The organism is Tardiphaga sp. 862_B3_N4_1, from assembly GCF_051811085.1.
GTDB classification, from domain to species: domain Bacteria; phylum Pseudomonadota; class Alphaproteobacteria; order Rhizobiales; family Xanthobacteraceae; genus Tardiphaga; species Tardiphaga robiniae.
The window spans coordinates 458,114-483,833 of record NZ_JBPWQB010000001.1 but is presented as its reverse complement, the minus strand read 5'-3'; the positions used below and the strand labels follow the sequence as shown (position 1 = coordinate 483,833).

The following is a 25,720-nucleotide window of genomic DNA, read 5'->3' as shown; positions in this document are numbered from 1 at the left end:
CCGAATGCGCTACGCGCAATCGGACCACCTTCTCCCCGCAAGCGGGGAGAAGGAAGACATCAAAGCCCCAGCACCGCTTTCGCGATGATGTTGCGCTGGATCTCGTTGGAGCCGCCATAGATCGACACCTTGCGGTAGTTGAAATAGGTCGGCGCGATCGGCGAGGCCCAGTCGCCCTCCTCGTTCTGCCCCTCACCTTCCGGCATGAACGGCAATGCGAACGGGCCGGTGACTTCGAGCAGCAGCTCGGTGAGCGTCTGCTGGATTTCCGAACCCTTGATCTTGAGGATCGACGAGGCCGGATCCGGCTTGCCCTTGCCGTGCTTGCCTTCGGCCGCGACGACGCGCATCTGCGTCAGTTCGAGCGCCTTGAGCTCGATCTCGGTAGCCGCGAGCTTCTGGCGGAACTGCGGATCCTCGATCAGCGGCTTGTCACCGGACATGACGCTGGACGCCAGCTCCTTGATGCGGCGGATGCGCTCCTTCGACATGCCGACGCGCGCGATGTTGACGCGCTCGTTGCCGAGCAGGAATTTCGCGTAGTCCCAGCCCTTGTTCTCTTCACCAACCAGATTCTCGGCCGGCACCACGACCTCATCGAAGAACACTTCGTTGACTTCGACGCCGCCATCGATGGTCTGGATCGGGCGGACGGTGATGCCCTTCGACTTCATGTCGATGAGGATGAAGGAGATGCCCGACTGTTTCTTCGCATCGGGGTCGGTGCGACAAAGGCAGAAGATCCAGTCGGCATGTTGCGCGAGCGTGGTCCAGGTCTTCTGGCCGTTGACGATATAGGTATCGCCCTTCTTCTTCGCCGTGGTCTTCAGCGAGGCAAGGTCCGAACCCGAGCCCGGCTCCGAGAAGCCCTGGCACCACCAGTCGTCCATATTCGCAATGCGCGGCAGGAAGTGCTTCTTCTGCTGCTCATTGCCGAAAGTGTAGATCACCGGACCGACCATGTTGACGCCGAACGGCAGTGGCGGCGGCGCCGGGGTCTTCTGCAGCTCTTCCAGGAAGATGTACTGCTTCGCGGCGCTCCAGCCGGTGCCGCCATATTCCTGCGGCCAATGCGGGACGGCCCATCCCTTCTTGTTGAGCGTGCGCTGCCAGTTCACCAGATCGTCTTTGCTGGTGTGATGACCTTCCTGCAGTTTCTTGCGCACCGCCGGGTCGAGGCTTTCGCGGAAAAAGGTGCGCACCTCGTCGCGGAATGCTGTTTCTTCTTTGCTGAAGCTCAGATCCATCGGATCCTCCTTGTGAGCAGATGTGTAATTACTGAACGATTTCGAGCAGGCCGGCGGAGCCCATGCCGCCGCCGACGCACATGGTGACAACGGCATACTTCGCCTTGCGGCGACGGCCTTCGATCAGTGCGTGACCGGCGAGACGTGCGCCCGACATGCCATAGGGATGGCCGACCGAGATCGCGCCACCATTGACGTTGAGCTTTTCCGGATCGATGCCGAGCTTGTCGCGGCAGTACAGAACCTGCACGGCGAAGGCTTCATTGAGCTCCCAGAGATCGATGTCCTCGATCTTGAGACCATGGCGCTTCAGAAGGCGCGGCACGGCGAACACCGGACCGATGCCCATCTCGTCCGGCTCGCAGCCGGCAGAGACGAAGCCGCGGAAGATGCCGAGCGGCTTGAGGCCCTTCTGTGCGGCGAGCTTGTCGCTCATGATCACGGTGGCGCTGGCACCGTCCGAGAGCTGCGACGCATTGCCGGCGGTGATGGTGAAGCCATCGCCGCGCACAGCCTTCAGGCCGGCGAGACCTTCAGCGGTGGTTTCCGGACGCGGGCCTTCATCCTTGGACAGCGTGATATCCTTGAACGAGACTTCGCCGGTCGCCTTGTCGACGACGCCCATCTTGGTCGCGATCGGCGCCAGTTCGTCGTTGAACTTGCCGCCCTGCTGCGCGGCCGCCGTGCGGCGCTGACTCTCCAGCGAATATTCGTCCTGGCGTTCGCGCGAGATGTTGTAGCGCTTGGCCACCGTCTCGGCGGTGTCGAGCATCGGCATATAGACGTCGCCCTTGATCTTCATGAGTTCGGGATCGACGGTATGGAATTTGTTGGCGTGCTCGTTCTGCACCAGCGAGATCGACTCGCCGCCGCCGCCGACCGCGATCTCGACGCCGTCGAAGATCACCGAACGCGCAGCCAGTGCAATCGCCTGCAGGCCCGAAGCGCACTGACGATCGATGGTGGTGCCGCCAACCGTAACCGGCAGACCGGCGCGGAGCAGCGCCTTGCGGGCGATATTGCCGCCGGTCGAGCCCTGCTGCAGGGCTGCGCCCATCACCACGTCCTCGACTTCCTTCGGGTCGATACCAGCGCGCTTGACGGCATGCTCGATGGCATGGCCGAGCAGCGTCGCGCCTTCGGTGGCGTTCAATGCGCCGCGAAAGGCCTTGCCGATCGGCGTACGGGCGGTGGAAACGATAACGGCTTCGGTCATGGGCGGGGTCCTCCAGAGGCGGTTTGTTGTTGCGAGGTTGTTTCTTGGTTCATGATGGGCGTGGGTTGCAACCCGCGCAAGGCGTGGCGCGAGAGTTTTCCGACCGCGGTGCGCGGCAAGTCGTCGACGAAGTCCAAAGCTGCCGGCAGTTCATGCTTGCCGAGCTTGCCGGTGAGAAACGCGCGCAGCTCGTCGATGGTGAACGGCGCTGCGCCATTGCGCAGCCTGATAAAGGCCTTGGCCGCCTCGCCGCGATACTGATCGGTGACACCGATCACGATCACTTCCTGCACCGACGGATGTTCGTAGATCGCCTGCTCGATCATCTGCGGATAGACGTTGAAACCGCCGGAGATGATCATGTCCTTCTTGCGATCGACCAGATAGAAGAATCCGTCTTCATCCATGTAGCCAATATCGCCGGTGAGGAAGCGATCGCCGACGAATGACTCGGCACTCTCCTGCGCGCGGTTCCAGTAGCCTTTGGTGACGTTCGGCCCCTTGATGCGGATTTCGCCGGTTTCGTTGACGCCGAGCACCCTGGTCGGGTCATCGAGTGACACAACGTCAATGTCGATCCCCGGCAGCATCAGGCCGATCGAGCCCGGCTTGTCGAGGCCGCCGGGCGGATGGCTGGTGCCAGGCGAGCAGGTTTCGGTCATGCCCCAGCCGCTCTTCAGCGACAGGCCAGTCTTGCGCTCGAACAGACGCGCCACTTCATCGGGCAACGGCGCGCCGCCTGAAGCAGCCGACACCAGCGACGACAGATCGCGCGTTTCCAGCGACGGATCGGCCGCGATGGCGATCCACATGGTGGGCACGCCGGGAAATACGGTGGCTTTCTTTTTCTCGATATCGTCGAGCACGCGGCTGACGTCGAAGCGCTGGTGCAGCGAGATGGTGTCGCCGAGGCTGATGCGGCTCAGCAGGATCACGGTCAGTGCATAGATATGAAACAGCGGCAGCACGCAGATGACGCGCTCGATCCGATTGCGCCCGGCGCGTGCCGGTGCGCCCCATAGATTGTAGATCGAGACCGCCGAGGTGAGATTGCCGTGGCTCAGCATCGCGCCTTTCGGCAGGCCGGTGGTGCCGCCGGTATATTGCAGCAATGCGACATCATCGGCCGAAATCTCCGGCCACTGCGTCGGCGGCGTGGCGCCTGCGGTAAAATTGCGGAAAGTGACGATGGCGGGATTTTCCGGCAACGGCAGTTGCGGATTGTTCACCGCGCCCCAGTCGTCGTCCTCACAGACAATCAGCCGATCGAGCAGACCCTTGTCGAGAAACTTCAGCGCCATCGGCAGCAACGCGGCAAGGTTGCTCGTCACCAGCACGCGTGCGCCGGAATCCTTGAGCTTGTGCGACAGCGCGATCTCGCCATCGAGCGGCGGCAAATGCACGAGCCGCGCGCCGGCCTTGAGGCCGCCGAAGAAGTGCACCGGATGATCCGGCGTATTGCCGAGAAAGATGCCGATGGAGGAGCCCTTGCCATAGCCGGCGCGCATCAGCGCGGCAGCGACGATGTCGACGCGCGCCTGCAGATCATTGAACGAGATCGGCTGATCCCGAAATTCGATGGCGGTGCGGTCACCATGTTTTGCAACGGAGTCGGCAAGCAGACCCGGCAGCGACCCACGCGCAATCGGCGCGTCCCAGGTGACGCCCGGTGGGTAGTGCTGTTCGCCCGGATGGGTCATGGCGTGGCCTGCTTACATAAGGAGCGCACGGCGCCAATGTTCCCTCCCCCCTTGCGGGGGAGGGTCAGGGAGGGGGGTAAGCCACAAGTGACGTCGCCCGGGGACCCCCGCCCCCGGCCCCTCCCCGCAAGGGGGAGGGGAGCACATCGTGCTCGCGTCACCACAACTAGCCCTTCGCCAGTGACGCAAACGTCTTGCCTTCATCTGCCAGCTTCTTCAGCAGCGCGGCCGGCTCCAGCGACGGATCGTTGGTCTGCTTGGCATAGAACTGCAGGCGCTCGACGATCTGCTTGAGGCCGACCTGATCGGCATAGAACATCGGGCCGCCGCGATAGATCGGCCAGCCGTATCCATAGAGCCAGATCACATCGATATCGCTCGGACGCGACGCGACCTTCTCTTCGAGGATGCGCGCACCCTCGTTGATCATCGGATACATCATGCGTTCCAGGATTTCCTGATCGCTGACGGCGCGACGGGTCAGGCCCAGGCTCCGGCAGGTATCGTCGATGAGCTTCTCGACTTCCGGATCCGGCACCGGCGCGCGGGAGCCGGCTTCATACTTGTAATAGCCCTTGCCGGTCTTCTGACCGAAGCGGCCGGCTTCGCAGAGCGCGTCGGCGATTGGCGAGGTGATGCCGCGATCCTTGCGCGAGCGCCAGCCGATATCGAGGCCGGCGAGATCGCCCATGGCGAACGGACCCATCGGCATGCCGAACTTGGTGACGACGGCATCGACCTGCTGCGGCAGCGCGCCTTCGAACAGCAACTTCTCGGACTGCTTGGAGCGGGCCGCGAGCATGCGGTTGCCGACGAAGCCGTCGGACACACCGACCACGGCTGGCACCTTGGCGATCTTGCGGGCGACAGCGACGGCGGTGACGAGCGCGTCCGGCGCGGTCTTGTCGGCGCGGACGATTTCGCACAGCTTCATGACATTGGCCGGCGAGAAGAAGTGCATGCCGAGCACATCCTGCGGACGCTTGGTGACGGCCGCGATCTCGTCGATGTTGAGGTAGGACGTGTTGCTGGCGAGGATGGCGCCCGGCTTGGCATAGGCATCCAGCGCGGTGAACACTTCCTTCTTGATCGCCATGGTTTCGAACACGGCTTCGATCACCAGATCGACATCCTTGACGTTTTCGAGGCCGACGACGCCGTTGATCAGTGCCATGCGCTTGGCGGGCGCATCGGCAGGAATGCCACCGCGGGCTGCAGTGGCTTCATAGTTCTTCTGCATGATGCCGAGGCCGCGCTTGAGCTGCTCCTCGCCGGTCTCGATCAGCGTCACGGGAATACCGGCATTGGCGAAGGACATCGCAATACCGCCGCCCATGGTGCCGGCGCCGATGATGGCGACGCGTTCGACCGGACGCGGCTTGACGCCTTCCGGCACGTTCTGAACCTTGGCGGCTTCGCGCTCGGAGAAGAAGGCATAACGCTGCGCCTTCGACTGGTCGTCGGCGACCAGCTTGAGGAACATCTCGCGCTCCTTCTTGAGCGCCTCATCGAATGGCACGTCGAGCGCCCAGCTGACGGCTTCCGCGCAGGCCAGCGGCGCATTCATGCCGCGGTTCTTCTTGTTGGCGGCTGCGGCGGCGTTGGTGAAGATGGTGCGATCAGCGCGCGCGGCAGCGAGCTTGGAATCGTCGTTGCGCAGCAGGCGCAGCGGACGCTTCTCGGCGATCACCTTGCGCGCGAAGGCTTCTGCGCCCGAGGCCGGACCTTCGACGATCTCTTCGATCAGGCCGTTCTTCAAGGCTTCAGCAGCGCTGATCGGATCGCCGGTGACGACCATCTTGACGCCGAGTTCAGGACCGACTGCGCGCGGCAGGCGCTGTGTGCCGCCGGCACCCGGCAGCAGGCCGAGCTTCACCTCAGGCAGGCCGAGCTTGGCTTCTTTTGTCGCCACGCGGAAATGACAGCCGAGTGTGAGCTCGAGGCCGCCGCCGAGCGCGGTGCCATGGATCGCGGCGATCACCGGCTTGGAACAATTCTCGATTTCCGCAATGACTTCGCTCAATCCGGGCGACTGCGGCGGCTTGCCGAATTCGGTGATGTCGGCGCCGGCAACGAAGGTACGGCCTGCGCATGCGATGACGATCGCCTTCACGGCAGGATCGGCAGCGGCCGTTTTGACGTTCTCAAAAATGCCGCGGCGAACCGCCGCACTCAGCGCATTTACAGGGGGAGAGTTGATCGTGACGATGGCGACTTCATCATGACGTTCAAGCTTTACGACATCGCTCACGGCATTCTCCTTGGCTACGTTTACCGGTCTGATTTTCTTAGTTTCGCACTGCGAAATTTAATTCCACATCTTGACACGGAGGGTTATTTTGAAGAGCGTCCCTTGTCAACGAGGGCCGTGGTGCAATCGTATGAAACTGACAAAACCAAATTTCGGGAAGCATGAAACGTCCAGCGAAGAATGTGGCGACAGATCGCAATTTCGTCGTCGCATTGGCTCGCGGCCTGGATGTCTTGCGTGCATTTCGCCCCAATGACGGGCTTCTCGGCAATCAGGAGATTGCCGCCCGCACCAAATTGCCGAAGCCAACCATCTCGCGATTGACTTACACACTCACGAAGTTGGGCTACCTTACACCTGTGCCACGCTTCGAGAAGTATCAACTCGCGCCAGCAGCCATGGCCCTGGGGTATGCTGCACTTGCGAACTTGGGCGTTAAGCATCTCTCGGAATCATTTCGCGACGAATTGATGCGGCAGACCGGCGGTGCCTGCGCAGTAGGCGCGCGCGATCGATTGAGCATGATCTATTTCGGGCAGAGCCGTTCTAGTCTCACTGTCGGCGTTCAACTCGACGTCGGCTCGCGCATTCCCATTGCAACCACGGCGATGGGCCGCGCTTATTTCTGGGCATTGCCTGCGGAAGAACGTGCCCAATTATTGCGCGAATTTCGCGAGCACTACGGACATCGCTGGTCGAAGATGCGCGACGGGCTTGAGCGCGCAGGCGAAATGGTCGCGCGCCACGGCTTCGTCATCTCGGCTGGCGAGTGGCAGGACGATGTGCACGCTGCCGGTGTTGCAATGACATTGAATGACGGCACCGGTCCTTATGCCTTTAATTGCGGCGCGCCCGCGTTCCGTTTCACGGAAGAGCGCTTGCTCAACGATATTGGACCTCGGCTATTGGCGATGGTAAGAAACATCGAAGCGGCGCTCGGGGGAACAGCTGCACCACAATCCAAAAAACTCGACAGCAAAAAAATCAAATCAGGAGGGAAAGTTGCACGCATTGTTGAAGGGCTCTGACAGCCTTCATCGTCGTGACCTGCGCAAGACTTCGCCGCAACCGACGATCGAGGGACGCCGCACATGACACAGGCACAACTCGCAGAGCGCGCGCCCGTCGCATCGACGGCGCCGCTGCTTTCGGTTCGCGACGTCAGCGTTGTGTTCGGTGGCATCATCGCGTTGAACGGCGTCTCGTTCGACATGCAGAAGGGTCACATCCTCGGCCTCATCGGACCGAACGGCGCCGGCAAGACCACGCTGTTCAATTGTCTCAGCCGGCTCTACCAGCCGAGCAAGGGCGATATCCTGATGGACGGCCAGACGATCCTGAATCGTCCGGCCCACAAGATTTCCGAGATCGGCATCGGCCGCACCTTCCAGAACGTTGCGCTGTTTCCGAACCTGACCGTGCGTGACAATGTCCGCGTCGGCAAACATGCGCGCACCAACAGCGACATCATCAGCGACTCGCTGAAGCTGCCATGGGTTCGATCAGGAGAAGCTGCGATCAACAAGGACGTCAACGACATCCTTGATTATCTCGATCTGCACAGCGTTGCCGATACGATCGTCAGCGGTCTTCCTTTCGGCACGCAGAAGCGCGTCGAACTCGCGCGCGCGCTCGCCGCCGAACCCAAGATCCTGCTGCTCGACGAGCCCGCAGGCGGTCTCAACCATGAGGAAGTCTACATCCTTGGCGACCTGATCCGCCGCATCCGCGATGATCGCGGCGTGACGGTGCTCCTGGTCGAACATCACATGGGTCTCGTGATGTCGATCGCCGACCATGTCGTCGCATTGAATTTCGGCAAGAAGCTCGCTGAAGGCACACCCGCTGCCGTCCAGAAAGACCCTGCTGTGATCAAGGCCTATCTGGGAGACAAAGACTCATGACCGCGATGCTTCACGTAAAAGACCTGCGTGCGTATTACGGCCAGGTCCAGGCACTGCATGGCCTCGAATTCGAACTGCAGGAAGGCAGTCTGACCACCCTGCTCGGCGCCAACGGTGCCGGCAAGACCACGACGCTGCGCTCGATCTGCAACATGATCCGCTCCACGGGCTCGATCGAGTTCGAGGGCAAGAAGCTCGACAACAAGTCGACCGAAAGCATCGTGCGGCTGGGCATCGCCCATGTTCCGCAGGGCCGCGGCACCTTCACCACCATGACGGTGGAAGAGAACCTGCAGCTCGGCGCGATCAGCCGCAAGGACACCAAGGCGATCGGTGACGACATCGAGCGCATGTATGCCCACTTCCCGGTGCTCAAGCAGCGCCACACCCAGCAGGCCGGCACGCTGTCCGGCGGTGAACAGCAGATGCTCGCGGTCGCCCGCGCGCTGATGCTGCGTCCTCGCCTGATGCTGCTGGACGAGCCGTCCTTCGGCCTTGCGCCCCTGATCGTGCGGGATCTGTTCAAGATCCTCGGCAAGATCAACCGCGAGGACAAGGTCAGCATCCTTGTCGTCGAACAGAACGCGCAGCTCGCGCTCGAACTCGCCGACAAGGCCTATGTCATCGAAACAGGACGCATCGTGATGTCCGGCACTGCCGACGAGATCGCGAACAACGAAGACGTCCGTAAATCGTATCTGGGATATTGAGGGGGCGGCCATGGAACTCTTTACCAACCAAGTCCTGGCTGGCATCGCCACCGGCGCGATCTACGCCTGTATGGCGCTCGCCGTGGTCATGATCTACCAGGCGATCGACCACCTGAACTTCGCCCAGGGCGAAATGGCGATGTTCTCGACCTTCGTCGCCTGGCAGATGATGCAGTGGGGCATACCCTATTGGGGCGCATTCGCGCTGACGCTGATTTTCTCCTTTGTCGGCGGCATCGTCATCGAGCGGGCTTTGTTCAAGCCGCTCGCCAAGGCGCCGGTGCTGACCCACGTCGCAGGTTTCATCGCGCTGTTCGCCATCATCAACAGCGTCGCGGGCCTGACCTGGGATTTCACCATCAAGCAGTTTCCCTCGCCGTTCGGCTCGTCGCCCTTCCTGGGCAGCCAGCTGATCTCGACGCATCAGGCCGGCATGATCGGCGTGACGATCATCCTGCTCGTCCTGCTGTTCATCTTCTTCCGCTACACCCGCGTGGGCCTTGCGATGCGGGCAGCTGCGTCGATGCCTGAATCGGCGCGGCTGGTCGGCATCAACACGTCATGGATGATTGCACTCGGCTGGGGCATGGCGGCCGCGATCGGTTCGATCGCCGGTATGCTGATCGCTCCCGTCGTGTTCCTCGAGCCCAACATGATGGGCGGCGTGCTGATCTACGGATTTGCCGCGGCCGTCGTGGGCGGGCTCACGAGCCCACTGGGTGCTGTCATTGGCGGGTTCCTTGTCGGCGTCTTCGAGAACCTCGTCGGCACCTATATCCCGGGTGTCGGCAATGAGCTGAAACTGCCCATCGCCCTGGCGCTGATCATCACCGTGCTGGTCGTCAAACCCAATGGCCTGTTCGGCCGTGCCATCGTGAAGCGAGTTTGATCATGAGCACCGTTCAAGACGTCTCCGCCGCTCCCGCGGTCGCTGCCATTCCCAAAAAGGCAATGGCGCTCGGCCCGCTGGCATCGCTGATCATCCTGGCGCTGCTCATCGTCACACCACTGTTCGTGAAGAACTTCATCATCTTCCAGATGACGATGTGGCTGATCTACGCCATCGCGGTTCTCGCGCTGAACATCCTGACCGGCGCCAGCGGCCAGTTCTCGCTCGGCCAGAGCGCGTTCTACGCCCTCGGCGCCTATACGTCGGCAATCCTCATGGAACATGTCGGCGTCAATTACGCACTGACACTCCCTGTCGCCGGCCTCGTCTGCTTCATCGCCGGCTTCCTGTTCGGCCTGCCCGCGCTGCGGCTGTCCGGCATCTATCTCGCGCTGGCGACCTTCGCCCTCGCGGTGGCGATGCCGCAGCTCCTGAAGCTCGGCGTGTTCGAACACTGGACCGGCGGCGTGCAGGGCCTTGTCGTCACCAAGCCTGATGCACCGGAAATCCTGGCCTCGCTGGGTCTGAAAGTGTCGCAGGACATGTGGCTGTACTTCTTCACCCTCGCGGTCACGATCCTGATCTACATCCTCTCGGTCAACCTGCTGAAGTCGCGGTCGGGCCGGGCCATGATGGCGATCCGCGACAACGAAATCGCCGCCTCGGCGATGGGTGTGGACGTCTCGCTCTACAAGACGCTGGCCTTCGGCGTCAGCGCCGGCATCACCGGCGTTGCTGGCGGTCTCGGTGCCATCGCCGTGCAGTTCGTCGCGCCGGATGGCTACACCATCCAGCTCGCTATTGCGCTGTTCCTGGGCATGGTGGTCGGCGGCGTCGGCTGGCTGCCGGGCTCGCTGGCCGGCGCGGCTTTCATCGTCTTCGTTCCGAATATCGCGGAACACGTCTCGAAGGGTCTGTCTGGCGCCGTGTTCGGCGTCATCCTGATCATCATCATCTTCCTGCTCCCGAACGGGGCCAGGCAACTCGCCTATTTGGCACAGGGCTTGATAGGCAAACTACGTAAACACTGAGGACCTATGAACTGCAGAAACTTTCTGCGCACCGCCGCGCTCTCGAGCGCGGCGTTTGCGTTTCTCGCCTTCTCAACTTCCGCGAATGCCCAGAAGAAATACGATACCGGGGCGAGCGATACCGAGATCAAGATCGGCAACATCATTCCCTATAGCGGCCCGGCTTCGGCCTACGGCATCATCGGGAAGATGGAAGAAGCCTACTTCAAGATGATCAACGATCAGGGCGGTATCAACGGCCGCAAGATCACCTTCGTCAGCTATGACGATGCCTACAGCCCGGCCAAGGCTGTGGAACAGACCCGCAAGCTGGTCGAATCCGACGAAGTTCTGTTCGTGTTCGGTCCGCTCGGCACGCCGTCGAACACCGCTATCATGAAGTACCTGAACGCCAAGAAGATCCCGCAGCTGTTCGTCGCCACCGGCGCGACCAAGTTCGGCGAGTACAAGACCGCGCCATGGACGATGGGCTGGCAGCCAGCCTATCAGAGCGAAGGCCGCATCTTCGCGCAATACGCGATAACCGAGAAGCCGAACGGCAAGATCGCCGTGTTCTACCAGAACGACGACCTCGGCAAGGACATGCTGAAGGGCCTCAAGGACGGCCTCGGCGAGAAGACTTCGATGATCGTGGCTGAAGACAGCTATGAAGTGTCCGAGCCGACCATCGACTCGCACATCGTCAAGATGAAGGCATCGGGCGCCGACATCTTCGTCTCGATCTCGACGCCGAAATTCGCGGCGCAGGCGATCAAGAAGGTGGCCGAGATCGGCTGGAAGCCGATGTTCTTCCAGAGCAATGTCGGCTCCTCGGTCGGCGCAGTGATGCGTCCGGCGGGTATCGACAACGCGCAGGGCGTGCTGTCGCTGGCCTATGCCAAGGACGCCATCGACCCGCAGTGGAAGGACGATGAGGGCATGAAGAAGTATCTCGACTTCCTCGCCAAATACGCCCCCTTCGCCAATCCGGCTGAAAGCTCGGCTGCCTATGGCTACGGCCAGGCGCAGACCGTGGTTCAGGTGCTGAAGCAGGCCGGCGACGACCTGACGCGTGCGAACATCATGAAGCAGGCCGCCAGCCTGAAGGACTTCGCACCCGACACGTTGCTGCCGGGCGTCAAGATCAACACTTCGGCGACCGATTTCTATCCGATCGAGCAGCTGCGCATGATGCGCTTCACCGGCGAGAAGTGGGACGTGTTCGGCCCGCCGATCGACAGCAAGCTCGGCGGTTAATCGTTCACAAAAATGCGACCGTCTTACGCTCCGTCATGGCCGGGCTTGTCCCGGCCATGACGACTGGGAAGACAGCGACAAAGCGCGTTGCAACAACTCGCGCTGGAACATTAAAACTGCTTAATAAAACAGCCCCTTACGACGAAAGTCGTGAGGGGCTTTTTCTTGCTAGTTGCAGCGGAAAAGTATTCAATCCGACGCGCCGCAGCATTCAACAAAAAACAAGAATATGCGCGGTTTTATCTAGAGATCAGGGAGATCAGAAATGCCTTCATTCAGCTCGCGTGCAATGACGTTCACGGTTGCCGCAGCCCTCAGTGCGGCCCTTGGCGGTACTGCCTTCGCCCAGAAAAAATACGACACCGGCGCCAGCGATACCGAGATCAAGATCGGCAACATCATGCCCTATAGCGGGCCCGCCTCCGCCTATGGCGTGATCGGCAAGATGGAAGAAGCCTATTTCAAGATGATCAACGATCAGGGCGGCATCAACGGCCGCAAGATCAATTACATCACCTATGACGACGGCTACTCGCCGCCGAAGGCCGTTGAGCAGGCCCGCAAGCTCGTCGAATCCGACGAAGTGCTGTTCATCGCCAGCTCGCTCGGCACCCCGTCGAATTCCGCGATTCAGAAATACATGAATGCCAAGAAAGTCCCGCAGCTGTTCGTGGCCACCGGCGCGACCAAGTTCGGCGACTACAAGGACTTCCCCTGGACCATGGGCTGGCAGCCTGCCTATCAGAGCGAATCCAGGATCTATGCGGCCTATCTGCTGAGGGAAAAGCCCGACGCCAAGATCGCGGTCATGTATCAGAACGACGATTTCGGCAAAGACATGCTGAAGGGTCTGAAGGATGGTCTCGGCGCCAAGGCGGCATCGATGATTGTCGCCGAGGAAAGCTATGAAGTGTCGGAGCCGACCATCGAGTCCCACATCGTCAAGCTGAAGTCGACCAATGCCGACACCTTTGTCAGCTTCACCACGCCGAAATTCGCTGCGCAGGCGATCAAGAAAGTGGCGGAGCTCAGCTGGAAACCGACCTTCATCCAGAGCAATGTCGGCTCTTCGGTCGGCGGCGTGATGAAGCCGGCGGGTTACGAGATCGCCCAGGGCATCCTGTCGGCGAACTACGCCAAGGACGGCGCCGATTCCAGCTGGGACAATGACGAGGGCATGAAGAAATTCTACGCCTTCCTCGCCAAATATGCCCCCACCATGGACAGGAGCGACGGCTCGGTCGTCTATGGCTATGGCCAGGCGCAGACCATCGTTCAGGTGCTCAAGCAGGCCGGTGACAACCTGACCCGCGCGAACATCATGAAGGAAGCAGCCAACCTCAAGGAATTCGCGCCCGACACATTGCTGCCCGGCGTGACCATCTCGACCTCGGCGACCGACTTCTACCCGATCGAGCAACTGCAGATGCAGCGCTTCAAGGGCGAGAAGTGGGAGCTGTTCGGCCCGATCATCGCGGGCAAGATCGACGGCTGAGTTTCTGATCTCTCCCCGCCCCAGGTTGAAGCGAAGCTTCACCAGGCGGGGAGAGATCGAGATCAGTAATAATCCCGGAACGCATCCGCGAGACTGTCGGGCTGCCAGTCGATCTGGTCCGACGCGATCGGATCGTCCGAGAGCAACGCACTCGCCTGCGTCTTGTAGTCCGGCGCCACGTAATCCGCCTGCGGCAGACCACGGCGCACGATATCCTGATAGTTCAGATAATTGTCGCGATTTCCCACGAAGGTGCACATGCATTTGGCGGGGTCGGCATAGAGATAGCGCGGGCCGTTCGGCGTGGTGTGCACGACGAAGCGATAGGCCGGCAATTTGCTCAAAGCCAGTTTGCCTGCCGCATCGTTGGCGAAGCGCGCCTTGAAGCCTGCGGACTCCATGTCGAATCCGACCTTCTGCAGCACCGGCACGCTCGGCAATTCGCGCGCCACCAGCAGCGTGACATCGAGCAGCGCCAGCACCGCGATGACAGCGAGTGCGATGCCGCGCGGGCGCCAAGCGGAAAACGTCGTCATCGTCACTGCGCGCATGTCGCGAAACCCCGGCTATGAGCGCGCATCGGCGCGCACTATTGCGCGCGACACTAACGGACCCCGCAGGCGGTGTCACGGTAGCGCTGCCGCAGCGCGCGATGCCGGTTAACAAATCCATCACGCCGCCTCGCTGGCGACGAGCGCCTCCAGAACGCGCCAATACATTTCGTCCAGTATCGCTTGCTGCTGCTCTGCATTCAGAACGCGCCGTCGTTGAAACAGAAGACAGATCGGCCGGCTGCCTGTGCAATGGTGTGCACGACGACAGGCCTTGATGACGCAAGTGCGATGGGTGCGCAGGATGTTCGCATTACCGCGCTCGATCTCCTCGATGCAGACGGCGACGATCATGTCCGACAGCCTCTTGGCCGCCAGGTCGCTCTTGTCCCTGGCGCGCTGCGCGAGATGCCAGGCGTCGTGTTGCGAGATGATCATGTGAACTCCCGTTGTGACGATGATGACTGGATATGAGTGACTTGGGTGACGGTCACGCGCCGTCCTTGCCCGCGCCTGTGCGCGTGCGTGGCGGTCCCGGTGGTCTCCCTCGAAAATGAGGGAGATGAAGCGCCGAAAGGCGCGACTTGGGTACAGTGCCGCAGCGTAGTGTCCGGATCGCCGGACAGCAGAGGCCGCGGAAACGCCTTTCGACGCTCCATCGTGGCGATTTCTGTCCCCGGGACCGTTCTTCCGGGCAAAGGCGCAGACCTCCGCAGTCCGCTTATCCCGACGGTTTCCCGCCGTTCACCAATGCCACGTCCAGCCAGCATGAGTGGCAGACCCCCGTAGTGGGGCCGGACGGTGACCCAAGGCCTCCCGAGTGCGTGAGGGAACGTCTCCCTCCCGCCCGCAGGCGCCACATCCCGCCCCGCGCTAACAAGCGTCCCTGGCAACGCCCCTCAAAGTGGGACGGGATGCAATGGAATATAATCTCTTCGAAAACAACGTCAAGGATTATTTTCAGAATTCTTCGGAGGCACCCGCCAGAGAGCCCACCTCCTGAGAGAGCGACGCAGGTGTACAGATGAATGTCGAGGCGTGATAGAAAATGGACCCGCTAACGCAGATCATGACGAAATACCTGGTTCAACATCGGGGCGCCGTTACGCCCGACGATATATGTCGCGGAATATACTCCGCCTGGCCAAGGTTCGGTGGACCGCTTTTTTCCGATGAAGAGAAGCGTCTGGGCCTGATTTTGCGCAACTGCAACTGGACCCTTCTCGGCGATGATCCTGCCGTCGGGATCGCGCAGCGTCAGTGACTGTTCGTCGCCCGTCTTCAAGCCAATTGTCCGAACATAAACGACAAGGGCTTCAGATTTCGTAGTTGGCTTGCGCTGAGAGACAGCGTCAACCTCGATCATATCGTTCGTGACTGCTTCGGTAGCGAATCCGAAGTTCAAGACTGCGCGCGGTGAATAGGCCAGACGAACCCGAGCATCGTCCGTCCATTCACTTTCAGTATGACTGCCGCAAGCGCCAGGCATCAAGCCTGCTCCAAAGGGATCGATGACCTTCCCTTCTCGCCGCACAATAAAGTGTAGATGCGGATACTCAGTTAGCCCCGACATGCCGACGGCACCGAGAACTTGGCCGGCGCGGACTGTATCTCCAGCTCTTACCAAGATGCTGTCTTTGGCCATATGGCAGTACTGGGTTTCGCGATCTCCGGAATGTCTGACAACAACGCCATTGCCGCATTCATTTCCTTTGGCTGCATCGCGCCTGTCGCCTTTCACAGGGCTGTCCGCAAGGCCATCGCGAGTTCGCAGCACCGTGCCCTCGGCGGCTACGACGACGTGAACCGGCTTCTGCTGTCCGCCATGTGACGTTAATCGAAAATCGACGCCGTTATGGCCGTCATAGGTCAATGTCCCGCACATGTAGTCCTTGGCCGAGGGACTATCGTCGATGTCTACGTAATTCTGGATGAAACACGTGCGACCAATGTCGCACGATAACGGTATGATCAAATCTCCAGCAGTCGCCGCGTGCGATATTCCTATAACGAGGGGCAGCGCTAACAATATCCCAATCTGTTGCCGATGCGCCATCTGATCACGTCTGGATGCCCGCGGGAACTCCACGATTTTACATGGATGAAGATGTGGTGATGTAGGGTGCCCCGGGCTGTCGCAACTTGAACGGTGAGAATGTTCGACTATGCAGAACGAAAAATTCCGATTGGCGATTGATTCCAACTTTCAGCATGACGCGTTTGATGTAAGTCCGTACGGTTTCTTCCGTGAAACCAAGTTCCAATCCGATGGCGCGTGGACAGCGCCCGCGGAGAATACAGCGAACAATCCGCGCCTCCACCCAACTCAAGCCAAACGCGAGAGCAATGCGCTGGGCACCGGCCTCCTCATTGAATTGAGGAACGTAGATGAGAGCAAGATTGGGATCGGTATTTCCAGGGATTGAACCGATCACAGCAAACAAAAATCGCTGCTCCTCTTGCGAGATGAGCACGGTCGATCCGACGTTCTTTTGGTTTGGATCCGAAATGATAGCGGCTCGAACAACGTCCCTGAGCTGGGTGGTGATGAGGGGGGTCGATCCCGAGAGCGTACCACCGTCGAGAGTGATGACACCTTCGCCGACAAGTCGCCGAAACCCGCTGTTCATGCTCCGAACGATCAGATTTTCGTCAATGGTCAGGGCGGGTGACTCAATGTCATCCAGCCACATTTGATGAGACTGCAGTGTGGTCTTTGTCAGATCAGCGACCGCATCCCATAGGAGCTCGATCGCGCGCCTAGCGGTAGCGAATTCTGCATCAGGAATCTGCACCTGCCACCATCCCGCAATAAAGATGGCAGTATCCCCAGAGACCGTACATACACGTCCAATGACCGAGTGGTGCCCGTAGACCGGGCGCGTTCCGATCAGCCGGCGTGCAAACCCGTTTGGCGACGTAGACGACTGATATATGAAATTGCCGTCTCCGTTGAAAGTCTCCGAGATGGATCTCGCCAACGCATCCGATGCGGGACTGGGCGCGGGTAATCCAACTGAAGTCTGATCGAGTAGATCTCCTTCTGGAGACAAGAACGCAGCGTAGCAGCGTTTGCATTCGAGCAGTCGGGCTAAGGATCGCGCAAACCACAGGTTTTGTGGCGCACTGGAATTGCGGCTGGGGCGGGGCAATGGATTCGCCGGAGTAGCTCGAAGTCTGAAGGCCAGTGAGCCGATGGTGTCAGAGCGGTCGTTTTCCTGTTGGTATCCTTGCTGCATAAATGCCTCCCAAAGAATTTGTGTGTTCAATATTCCGCCAAGGCGTCAACTCTCCCGGAAGGCACGGTGGACGCGTAGGCGCAGCGGCTGAATTAAGTACTCCGCAAATGTTCTTATGCCTGTTTCAACAAAGACTTCGACCGGAAGGCCGGGCTTCAAAGTCGTGAGATGAGGTTCGACCTCCGGTGATCGCTGCAAATCAATTTCTGCCATGTAGGATGTGACGCCGCTCTTCGTGTCAGTGAACGCATCCGCCGCGACAGCAGTCACCTGGCCTTCCAGCATGGGTCGGCGGCGAATGTTGAGGGCAATGATGCGGATACGAGCGTTCTGCCCCGCCATGACTTCCTCGCGATCCTGCGGCCGCAGCGATGCCTCGATGACGAGGCGATCCTCGATGGGCACGATCTCCATGAGTGTCTCTCGAGGCGCTAACACAGTGTTCAATTCCCTGCTGTTGAGGCGAACAACCCGTCCCGACTCCGGTGCGCGTAAATCAGTCCGCGCCAGTTGTTCACGCAATGCGCCAATCCGATGTCTGAGATCGCCGATCGATTCTCGCGTTGCGTGACTCTGTTTTGCGATATCCTGACTTTGGTTGAGACCCAGCTGTTTTCCACGATCGACGAGTTCTGCGATTTTCCCGCGTGTTTCTGCTTGCTGGGTCAGATTGCGCGTGAGTTGGGCCTGCATGTCCGCTTCCGCCCTCTTCAACGCAAGTACGCGTGGCTTTCGTGCGAGCCCTTTTTCCAATAGCGATGCTGTATCTCGTATTTCTTCCTGAAGAAACTGAAGTTGCTCTTGCAGGCTTGTCCTGCTGTTTTCGAGGCCATGGGCCGTTTCCATGAGTTGTCGGGTCTGCTGATCGATCAATTTCCGCTCGCCGGTCAATGCACTTGATCGCGTCGCGAACTCCGTCTCCTGGGTCTGAATTGCCGTCTTTGCTTCGGAGCGAGGAGAATTCCGTAATTCGTCAGGAAATGAAATAGCGGTGGACTGCATTTGTTCAGCGAGTAACCGTGCATCCAGCGAGAGATCAGCAAACAATTTTGTCTCTAATACGCCAAGGCTTCCCTCAACTTGGGTCGTATCGAGTTTTGCAACGATCTGACCGGCCTCGACTTGCTCGTTCTCGCGGACATAAATGGTCTTCAATATCCCACCGTCGAAATGTTGCACCGCCTTCCGCTTGGATTGGACCTTTATGATACCGGGAGCGATGACGGCGCTGCGCAGCGGGACGAATGTAGCCCAAAGGCCGAATCCGCCGAATTGAATCGCTAAAAGGAAGGCTCCCCATTTTATGAGTCGTCGGGCATCGGACCTGGGTTTCTCCAGGATTTCGTGGCTGCTCGTTGCACCGAGTAAAAGTTCGTGGACGTGAGTTGTCACAATTCCTGCTCCTAGCCAGATAGCAGTTGCGGGCGGTCGGGCTGACGCGGACCCCGGCGTAAAGGGAGCCCCGCTGTGTTGCTGGGTAGAACTTCCGAAACGGGACCGAAGGCGACCTGCGTGCCGTCGCGGAGCAGCAATACGTGATCCGCAATCGTCAGGAGGCGTGGCCGGTGGGTCACGATCAGGAAGGTTGCGCCCTGCGATCGTGCGCTCAATATCGCAGTGCACAGCGCTGCCTCCCCATCCGGATCGAGATTTGCGTTGGGCTCGTCGAGCAGTATCAGTTTACGGTTGCCGAAGAAGGCTCGTGCCAAGCCGATGCGCTGTCGCTGGCCACCAGAGAGGCGATGACCGTCGCGACCGATCTGCGTTTGATACCCGGCCGGCAGTGCCAGAATCATCTGATGCGCGCCAGCCAGAGTTGCCGCCATGACGATATCTTCGTCGCGCGGACTCTCCTCAAATCCCGAGATCGCTTCAGCAACGGTACCGGCGAGCAATTCGACATCCTGAGGAAGATAGCCGATGTAGCTTCCGAGCTGATCGGGGTGCCAGCTCTCCAGCAACGCGTTGTCGAGCCGGATTTCACCGACGCTGGGCTTCTCCAAGGCGGCCGCCATCCGCAAGAGAGTGGACTTGCCCGCGCCGGTCGGACCAACGACCACGACGATCTCGCTGGGCCTGCATCGGAAGGCAATACCTCTCAGGATCGAACGTCTCGCCTGCGGAATGGTGAAGCCGACACCATTGAGTTCCAGTAAGCCATTTGGGGCAGTGAGGCGGGTCCGATGAGGTTGCTTCAACACCCATGTCGCCGCGGCGCTGACGCGTTTCCATGCCTCCTGCGCCGCGGTCACCCCGCGCCAGGCAGAGATAAGGCTCTCCATCGGTTGCAGGGTTCGGCTGACCATGATCGAGCTCGCGATCAGGCTGCCGGCGAGTACCTCGTTTTGCAGTACAAGCCAGGCACCACATCCGATAGATAGTACTTGCAGGGTAGACCTCACCATGCGTGCCGCCGATGCGATCGCGGCGACCCGTTCACTGGCGCGAACGACAGGAGATAACGCCTCATCATTGGCGCGCATGAAGGCGCGGATGGCGCCTCCAGTCCAGCCCATGGCCCTGATGAAGTTGCCGTGTCGTACGATGCCATCCATTAGCATCTGACAACGTGCGGCTGCACCGCTCGCTTCATTGACCTCCGCCCGGGCAATACAGCTACTCACATATCCCATGATCGACAGAACGACCGCGCCAGTCAGCGCAATAGCACCGTAGTAGGGATGGATGAGAAAGAGGATAAGTATGAAGACGGGAAGAAACGGGGCATCGACCAACGTAATGACAGCGCCGCCTGAAAAGAAGTTCCGTAGCTCCCGAACTTTCACCAGATCATGCGTCGAGCCTTCGCGGCGTCGCGCCGGATCGGCAATGGTTGCCTCCAGGATTAGCGGTGCGATGCGCTGTTCGAAGGTGACGGCGAACCGGCTGAGCAATCGAAATCGAATGACGTCGAAGAAGGCGCTGAAGATCAACGCCGCAATTCCGAGGGAGGTCAGGCCGATGAGAGTCTCGATGCTTCCGCTGCTGATGACCCGGTCGAAGACCTCGATGGAGTAGAAGGGTAACACAAGCAGAAGGATGTTGGCCGACACGCTGAAGACGACGACCCACACGAGCGTGGTTCGCCCTGGAACGGCGCTGACAACAGATTCTGCTCGGGCCGAGTGAGCCAGACGCATAGTGACTGCCTAATTGCGCAAAATGCGTAGGGCGGCAACGTGCCGCCCTACGTCGTCAATAATCAGACAACTTCGATAGCGGTGTAACCCGCTGCGTTATTTATGTCCTCGATCGAGGCATAGGGGGTTCCTCCGCCCGTAATGCCATCGAGGGTGATGGTTCCGAAGCCGAAATCCAGCGTGGTATTGGTACCATCGTCGTCGACGACCACCGTTGTCGGGTCATAGCCAGGCGCCGCATCGATACTGATGGTGTCACCGTCAGCGAAACTAAGATCGGTAACTTCGTCATCACCGAAGTCCGCGCCCGTACCATCGCCAGCGTTGATCGCGTCGGTTCCGGCGCCTCCTGTAAGCACGTCATCACCGATACCGCCGTTCATCGCGTCAGCGCCGTTACCGCCGCTCAGCTCATCGTCGCCCGCTGCGCCGTTGAGCGTGTCATTTCCTGCACCGCCGGCCAGCGTATCGTCACCGTCGCCGCCTTCAAGCGCATCCGCTCCATTGCCGCCGGCAAGCGTATCGTCGCCTGCATCGCCGTTTAACGTATCGACGCCGGTGCCACCGGACAGTTCGTCTGCCCCGTCGCCACCATTAGCGACGTCATCGCCAGCGCCGCCTTCGATTGTGTCGTCACCGGCGTCACCTGCCAGCAGGTCGTTACCCGCACCGCCATCCATGACGTCGTCGCCCGCTCCACCATTAAGTGTGTCGTTTCCGGCGTCGCCGTTCATGATATCGTTCCCGTCATCGCCATTGAGGGTGTCGATACCATCGCCTCCGTTCATGGTGTCGTTACCGGCACCGCCATTCAGCGTGTCATCACCGAGACCGCCATTCACCGTATCATCACCCAGGCCGCCACTGGCGGTATCATTGCCGTCGCCGCCTTCCAGCGTGTCATTGCCGAGCCCGCCGGTCAGGGTATCGTCGCCGGCATCACCATTGATGGTATCATCGCCCACCCCGCCAGACAGGACGTCAGCACCATCACCACCATTCAATGTGTCATCGCCAGCAGCGCCTGCGAGTGTATCATCGCCTGCGCCCCCCGAGAGAACGTCATTTCCAGCACCGCCGTCGACGTTGTCATTTCCGTCGCCGCCATCGATCGTATCCGCCCCGGCGTTGCCGGAGAGATCATCATTCCCTGAGCCGCCATTGATCGTATCGTCCCCCGCGTCGCCGCTAGCCGTATCATCTCCAGCGCCACCGTCGATCGTATCAATGCCAGCGCCGCCACTGATCTGGTCGTTTCCGTCTCCTCCGAGAATGGAGTCGTCTCCCGCGTTGCCGTTCAAGGTGTCGTTGTCGACGCCACCATCGATCGAGTCGTTACCGGCTCCACCGTTGATCGTGTCATCACCGCCGAGGCCTGAGAGAGTGTCATTACCCGGGAGCCCATTGATCGTATCCGCAACTGGGGTTCCGTCCAGAATGTCGTCACCTGGTGTACCATTGATCAGTGCCATGATTGCCACTCCATGATGATGTCGCGCTTCTAACGCGACTACGCTTCGCGCTGAACATAGATGCATGATCCTAGCTATCCCCTCGACAACCGGAGATCGCTGACACCGAGCGTGTCGATCGAGCGAATTTTGCGCAATCCCCATGTGGGGACAAAATGCAGCGCGTGATAGGGAAAGCTATTGCGTAAATGTTCGCTCAGGATTCATCTGAAGGACAGCCCTGCTGCCGTAACTCAAGTTCGACAATAATGCTCTGAGGCCATGATTAAGCGCGTCGAGCGTGCAATCTGAAGATGAAGGGCAGAGCAAAACTCTAACTATCCGGTATTCTTACGGATTACAGAGTGCTCTCGCGCGTGGCTCGTGACGACTGCTCCATCTAGCCGAGTGCCTTCGTCTACTTCAGCCATAATCTCGTTAATCGTCTCAATAGGTCTTGCAGAAAGGAAGGATGACGCGAAGCTCATGTGCGTGAAACTGGCTTAACGCCAACAATGTGCAACGCCCGTCCCAAGTATATTATCCTGGAATCGATCTATCCTACGAGTGTCACATGTAATCGGCATCGTGTCGCACATCGACGAGCTGCTCGACCGCAACATCGGTGCCGGGTATCCAATTGGTCGATTTGAAGCCGCTCACGCATGCGGCAATCCCTTGCGACATTAAGATAGCTCACGTCCGCTTCTGGTGCCAAACCGACAATCGGTAACGGACGATGTCGGCCGCTTGCCATGAGCGAGACAAGACCTTTGTGGCGGTCAACTTACTCTGAACTACACTTTCGAGAGATTTTTGCAGCGGCTCCTTTTCGAATCTGCAGCGCTCCTGTCGACAGGTGACATCAATCCAGAGCGACGCAGCCCCTAGAAGCCGCATGTCCCGCGGCATCCGGGTCGCTCTGCACGGTTGATCTGAGAGATCAAGCGCGTACTTCGAAGATCATATTGAAGGGTGTCTCAGTCGCGCGGCGGAAGCGCTTGAATCCTGCCTCAGTCGCGACCTGACGCAATTTGCTTTCACCTGCCTGGGCACCGAGCCCCAAGCCCACCTCCTGAGAGAGCGACGCGGGTGTACAAATGAATGTCGAGGCGTGATAGAAAATGGACCCGATCGGGTTGAGATTATCCTTGAGATTGTCATGAGCAAATGGCTCGACGATCATCCACGACCCGTCTTTGGCCAGTGTTTCCTTGACATGCTTGCCCGCACCAACGGGGTCGCCCATGTCATGCAGGCAATCGAAGAAAGCGACCAGATCGTAGTCTTTTGCCGGAAAATCCTTGGCACTGGCCTGCGCGAATTCAATTCGGTCTCCGACCCCCGCTTCCTGGGCCAGGACCTTCGCGCGATCGATCGAAGGTTTGTGGTAATCAAACCCGAAGAACCTGGATTTGGGGTACGCCTGCGCCATCACGATGGTCGAGGCGCCGTGGCCGCATCCGACATCGGCCACCTTGGCGCCAGCTTTCAATTTGGCTTCGACGCCTTCGAGCGTCGGAATCCAGTTTGAGACCAGATTGGCGTTATAGCCCGGCCTGAAGAAGCGTTCGGTGCCCGAGAAAAGGCACTTCGAATGCTCATGCCAGCCAACGCCCTTCCCTGTTCGAAATGCTTCGGCGACCTTGGGTTCGTCGAGATAGGTGGACTGCACGACATCGAATGCACCGGCGAAGAAAGCTGGCGACCCTTCCTCGGCGAATGCCATCGCTTGTTCGGCCGAGAGCGAGAACGCGTTCTTTTCAGGGTGATAATCGATGTAACCAGAGGCGGCTTGGCCGGAGAGCCACTCGCGGACATAACGCTCATGCAGGCCGGTCTTCTTGGCAAGCGCCGACGGCGTGAAGATATCTCCATCCGCCATTGCCTTGTAGAGGCCGAGACGATCGCCGAGCAGTATACTGGCACCGCCGAGTGAAATGCCGAGGTCGTTGACCAGCTTTCCTACGAGTGCGTTCAGCTTTTCAGGATTTGGTTCACGCATTGCAGCATCCTCCACTTTGTGAAGAACAGCCCTCGTTCTAGTTAAGCACGACTGGCGAATTACAAGTGGGCGCCGAGCGCCACGCGATGTCAGATTGAGAATTATGCGGAATTGTCCGCTGCTGGCGCAATACCCGCGTTCCCTCTAGACTTGCTTCCGCGAAGTTTTGAAATTGCCGCTCAATTTTCACGAATTCTCGGGGGAAATTATCCTTGGCCGAAAGTGGGATTGCGAATATTCGCGCAGTACTGTTGTCAAAGCCCCGCCCGGTCGGGTGGGATCAGCGCCGGCAGCGACTTGATGAAGTCGGGTCGATCTGGCCGGTGGCCGACGATGTCGCGTTGCGGACTGTCGATTGCGGAAATGTCGCGGGGGAATGGTCCTTCTCACCGGGGGCAGATACGACGCGCGTGCTTCTGTATTTTCATGGCGGCGGTTTTTGTTCGGGATCAATCCTCAGTCATCGACGCCTCGTGACAGAGGCGGGGCGGGCTGCTGGCATAAGCACCCTGGCGATTGACTATCGGCTCGCGCCGGAAAATCCGTTTCCTGCCGCTCACGACGACGCGATGAGCGCTTGGCGATATCTGCGCCAGCAGGGCATAGACGCCAGCAATATCGTAGTTGGCGGTGACAGCGCTGGCGGCAATCTCACAATTACCCTGATCAACGCCTTGCGCAGAGCCAATGAAGAGTCGCCGGCATGCGCTTGGCTTATTTCGCCCTGGACCGATCTTTCAATGTCCGGGACGACGCTACAAAGCAAGGATCAGATCGATCCGATCATCCACCGTGGCTACCTCGAGGAACTGGCTGACGCCTTTGCTCCGGCATCGCTCGACCGCAGGAGCCCGTTTCTGTCTCCGCTGTTCTCGAACCTCATCGGATTTCCACCAACACTCATTCAGGTCGGGTCAGCCGAAACTTTGCTCGCAGACTCGACGCGTTTCGCGGAGGCTGCCGCAATAGCCAACGTCGCGATGACGTTGGAGGTATGGCCCGACATGATCCATGCATGGCCTCTGTGGAATGGCGGTCTTACAGACGCAAGGTTGGCGCTCAGGTCAGCTGGACAATTCATCAAGCATCAATTGTCTGATCTAGTTCAAATCAGTTCCAAGTCTTCGTGATTCATGATTCTTCACTCTGACATCGGAGGGAGTTCGCCGCATCGGGACATCAAGGCGCCATTGCCGCCACGACACTACGGACGGCACTGCGCGCATTCGGAAGGCGGCATCGCAACCTCAGCTCTGATGCGGGCCTTGCATGATTTTCATGGCATCCTTCACGTGGCGCCACTCGTTTGCTTCTTCCACCTGACCTTTTTGCTCGCATGTCAGTGCATTCTGAGCGGCATGAGCGATTGCCACCGCACCGTGCCGATCAAGCATCTGCCGGGCGATGGTGTGGACTTGAGTTTCGGACATCATTTGCTTTCTCCTGATTTTCACGAGTCAAGGAGAACCGGTCCTGCTGTAACCGAACCGGCCCGGTGTCTCTGAAAACGGTGGAACAGCCAAACTCGTTCCCGGAAAAAACAACCGGCCGCGCGCTGGCATGGGCCGGCCGTCTATCGCGACCGCTTTGCCATGAATTTCAAACTTGAATTGCGATCGGGCAAAGCATTGTGCACCGCAAATCAATCATCCGAT

21 protein-coding genes are annotated in these 25,720 nt (G+C 59.6%); 8 read left to right on the top strand and 13 right to left on the bottom strand.

Going from position 1 to position 25,720, the window contains the following annotated elements:
* Positions 1-59: 59 nt before the first annotated feature.
* The 4 genes from pimC to AB8B02_RS02315 form a co-directional block, all read right to left on the bottom strand.
* Complete coding sequence (pimC, locus tag AB8B02_RS02330) at positions 60-1,247, bottom strand: pimeloyl-CoA dehydrogenase large subunit (protein WP_089261586.1); 1,188 nt, start codon at positions 1,245-1,247, stop codon at positions 60-62.
* A 28-nt stretch (positions 1,248-1,275) separates the two neighbouring features.
* A complete protein-coding gene (locus AB8B02_RS02325) occupies positions 1,276-2,463 on the bottom strand; it encodes an acetyl-CoA C-acyltransferase (RefSeq protein ID WP_439063005.1) in 1,188 nt (395 codons plus the stop codon).
* A complete protein-coding gene (gene pimA, locus AB8B02_RS02320) occupies positions 2,460-4,163 on the bottom strand; it encodes a dicarboxylate--CoA ligase PimA (RefSeq protein ID WP_439063004.1) in 1,704 nt (567 codons plus the stop codon). Before pimA ends, AB8B02_RS02325 begins: the two co-directional genes overlap by 4 nt.
* A 166-nt stretch (positions 4,164-4,329) precedes the next feature.
* Entirely contained in the window at positions 4,330-6,414 is a 2,085-nt protein-coding gene (locus AB8B02_RS02315; protein WP_439063003.1) for a 3-hydroxyacyl-CoA dehydrogenase NAD-binding domain-containing protein, read from the bottom strand.
* Positions 6,415-6,575: 161 nt separating this feature from the next.
* Here AB8B02_RS02315 and AB8B02_RS02310 point away from each other — a divergent pair, with 161 nt between their 5' ends.
* The 7 genes from AB8B02_RS02310 to AB8B02_RS02280 all read left to right on the top strand — a co-directional run bounded on the left by AB8B02_RS02310 (position 6,576) and on the right by AB8B02_RS02280 (position 13,679).
* Complete coding sequence (locus AB8B02_RS02310; protein ID WP_093759245.1) at positions 6,576-7,442, top strand: IclR family transcriptional regulator; 867 nt, start codon at positions 6,576-6,578, stop codon at positions 7,440-7,442.
* 63 nt (positions 7,443-7,505) lie between these two features.
* Entirely contained in the window at positions 7,506-8,318 is an 813-nt protein-coding gene (locus AB8B02_RS02305; RefSeq protein WP_093759246.1) for an ABC transporter ATP-binding protein, read from the top strand.
* Complete coding sequence (locus tag AB8B02_RS02300; protein WP_116663743.1) at positions 8,315-9,028, top strand: ABC transporter ATP-binding protein; 714 nt, start codon at positions 8,315-8,317, stop codon at positions 9,026-9,028. The genes AB8B02_RS02305 and AB8B02_RS02300 overlap by 4 nt, the downstream gene beginning before the upstream one ends.
* A gap of 10 nt (positions 9,029-9,038) precedes the next feature.
* Positions 9,039-9,917, top strand: coding sequence for a branched-chain amino acid ABC transporter permease (locus AB8B02_RS02295; RefSeq protein ID WP_089261600.1), 879 nt, complete (start codon positions 9,039-9,041; stop codon positions 9,915-9,917).
* A gap of 2 nt (positions 9,918-9,919) precedes the next feature.
* The gene (locus tag AB8B02_RS02290; protein ID WP_439063002.1) at positions 9,920-10,948 is read left to right on the top strand and encodes a branched-chain amino acid ABC transporter permease; all 1,029 of its coding nucleotides are present in this window, start codon (positions 9,920-9,922) and stop codon (positions 10,946-10,948) included.
* Between the two features lie 6 nt (positions 10,949-10,954).
* Complete coding sequence (locus AB8B02_RS02285) at positions 10,955-12,184, top strand: ABC transporter substrate-binding protein (RefSeq protein ID WP_231077867.1); 1,230 nt, start codon at positions 10,955-10,957, stop codon at positions 12,182-12,184.
* 289 nt (positions 12,185-12,473) lie between these two features.
* The gene (locus tag AB8B02_RS02280; RefSeq protein ID WP_231081190.1) at positions 12,474-13,679 is read left to right on the top strand and encodes an ABC transporter substrate-binding protein; all 1,206 of its coding nucleotides are present in this window, start codon (positions 12,474-12,476) and stop codon (positions 13,677-13,679) included.
* 62 nt (positions 13,680-13,741) lie between these two features.
* Here the strand turns inward: AB8B02_RS02280 and AB8B02_RS02275 are convergent, their stop codons facing one another.
* From AB8B02_RS02275 to AB8B02_RS02240, 8 genes are all read right to left on the bottom strand, one after another.
* The gene (locus tag AB8B02_RS02275) at positions 13,742-14,215 is read right to left on the bottom strand and encodes a hypothetical protein (protein ID WP_184513955.1); all 474 of its coding nucleotides are present in this window, start codon (positions 14,213-14,215) and stop codon (positions 13,742-13,744) included.
* Positions 14,216-14,350: 135 nt separating this feature from the next.
* Entirely contained in the window at positions 14,351-14,668 is a 318-nt protein-coding gene (locus AB8B02_RS02270; protein ID WP_120288675.1) for a hypothetical protein, read from the bottom strand.
* Positions 14,669-15,287: 619 nt separating this feature from the next.
* Positions 15,288-16,286 carry a M23 family metallopeptidase gene (locus tag AB8B02_RS02265; RefSeq protein WP_120288674.1) on the bottom strand — a complete coding sequence of 333 codons (999 nt, stop codon included), beginning with the start codon at positions 16,284-16,286 and terminating at the stop codon, positions 15,288-15,290.
* Between the two features lie 37 nt (positions 16,287-16,323).
* Positions 16,324-17,469 carry a helix-turn-helix transcriptional regulator gene (locus AB8B02_RS02260; protein WP_439063001.1) on the bottom strand — a complete coding sequence of 382 codons (1,146 nt, stop codon included), beginning with the start codon at positions 17,467-17,469 and terminating at the stop codon, positions 16,324-16,326.
* A gap of 45 nt (positions 17,470-17,514) precedes the next feature.
* Positions 17,515-18,861 carry an HlyD family type I secretion periplasmic adaptor subunit gene (locus AB8B02_RS02255; RefSeq protein ID WP_439063000.1) on the bottom strand — a complete coding sequence of 449 codons (1,347 nt, stop codon included), beginning with the start codon at positions 18,859-18,861 and terminating at the stop codon, positions 17,515-17,517.
* 11 nt (positions 18,862-18,872) lie between these two features.
* Positions 18,873-20,543, bottom strand: coding sequence for a type I secretion system permease/ATPase (locus tag AB8B02_RS02250; RefSeq protein WP_199712027.1), 1,671 nt, complete (start codon positions 20,541-20,543; stop codon positions 18,873-18,875).
* Positions 20,544-20,671: 128 nt separating this feature from the next.
* A complete protein-coding gene (locus AB8B02_RS02245; protein ID WP_120288671.1) occupies positions 20,672-22,081 on the bottom strand; it encodes a calcium-binding protein in 1,410 nt (469 codons plus the stop codon).
* A gap of 922 nt (positions 22,082-23,003) precedes the next feature.
* On the bottom strand, positions 23,004-24,065 hold the full coding sequence (locus tag AB8B02_RS02240) for a class I SAM-dependent methyltransferase (RefSeq protein WP_175367537.1): 1,062 nt from the start codon (positions 24,063-24,065) through the stop codon (positions 23,004-23,006).
* Positions 24,066-24,277: 212 nt separating this feature from the next.
* Between AB8B02_RS02240 and AB8B02_RS02235 the strand changes: the two genes are divergently transcribed.
* Positions 24,278-25,195 (top strand): alpha/beta hydrolase, encoded by a 918-nt coding sequence (locus AB8B02_RS02235; protein ID WP_439062999.1) that lies wholly within the window; start codon positions 24,278-24,280, stop codon positions 25,193-25,195.
* Between the two features lie 117 nt (positions 25,196-25,312).
* Here the strand turns inward: AB8B02_RS02235 and AB8B02_RS02230 are convergent, their stop codons facing one another.
* Positions 25,313-25,498: a hypothetical protein gene (locus AB8B02_RS02230; protein ID WP_170849737.1), complete on the bottom strand. Its 186-nt coding sequence runs from the start codon at positions 25,496-25,498 to the stop codon at positions 25,313-25,315.
* Positions 25,499-25,720 lie beyond the last annotated feature (222 nt).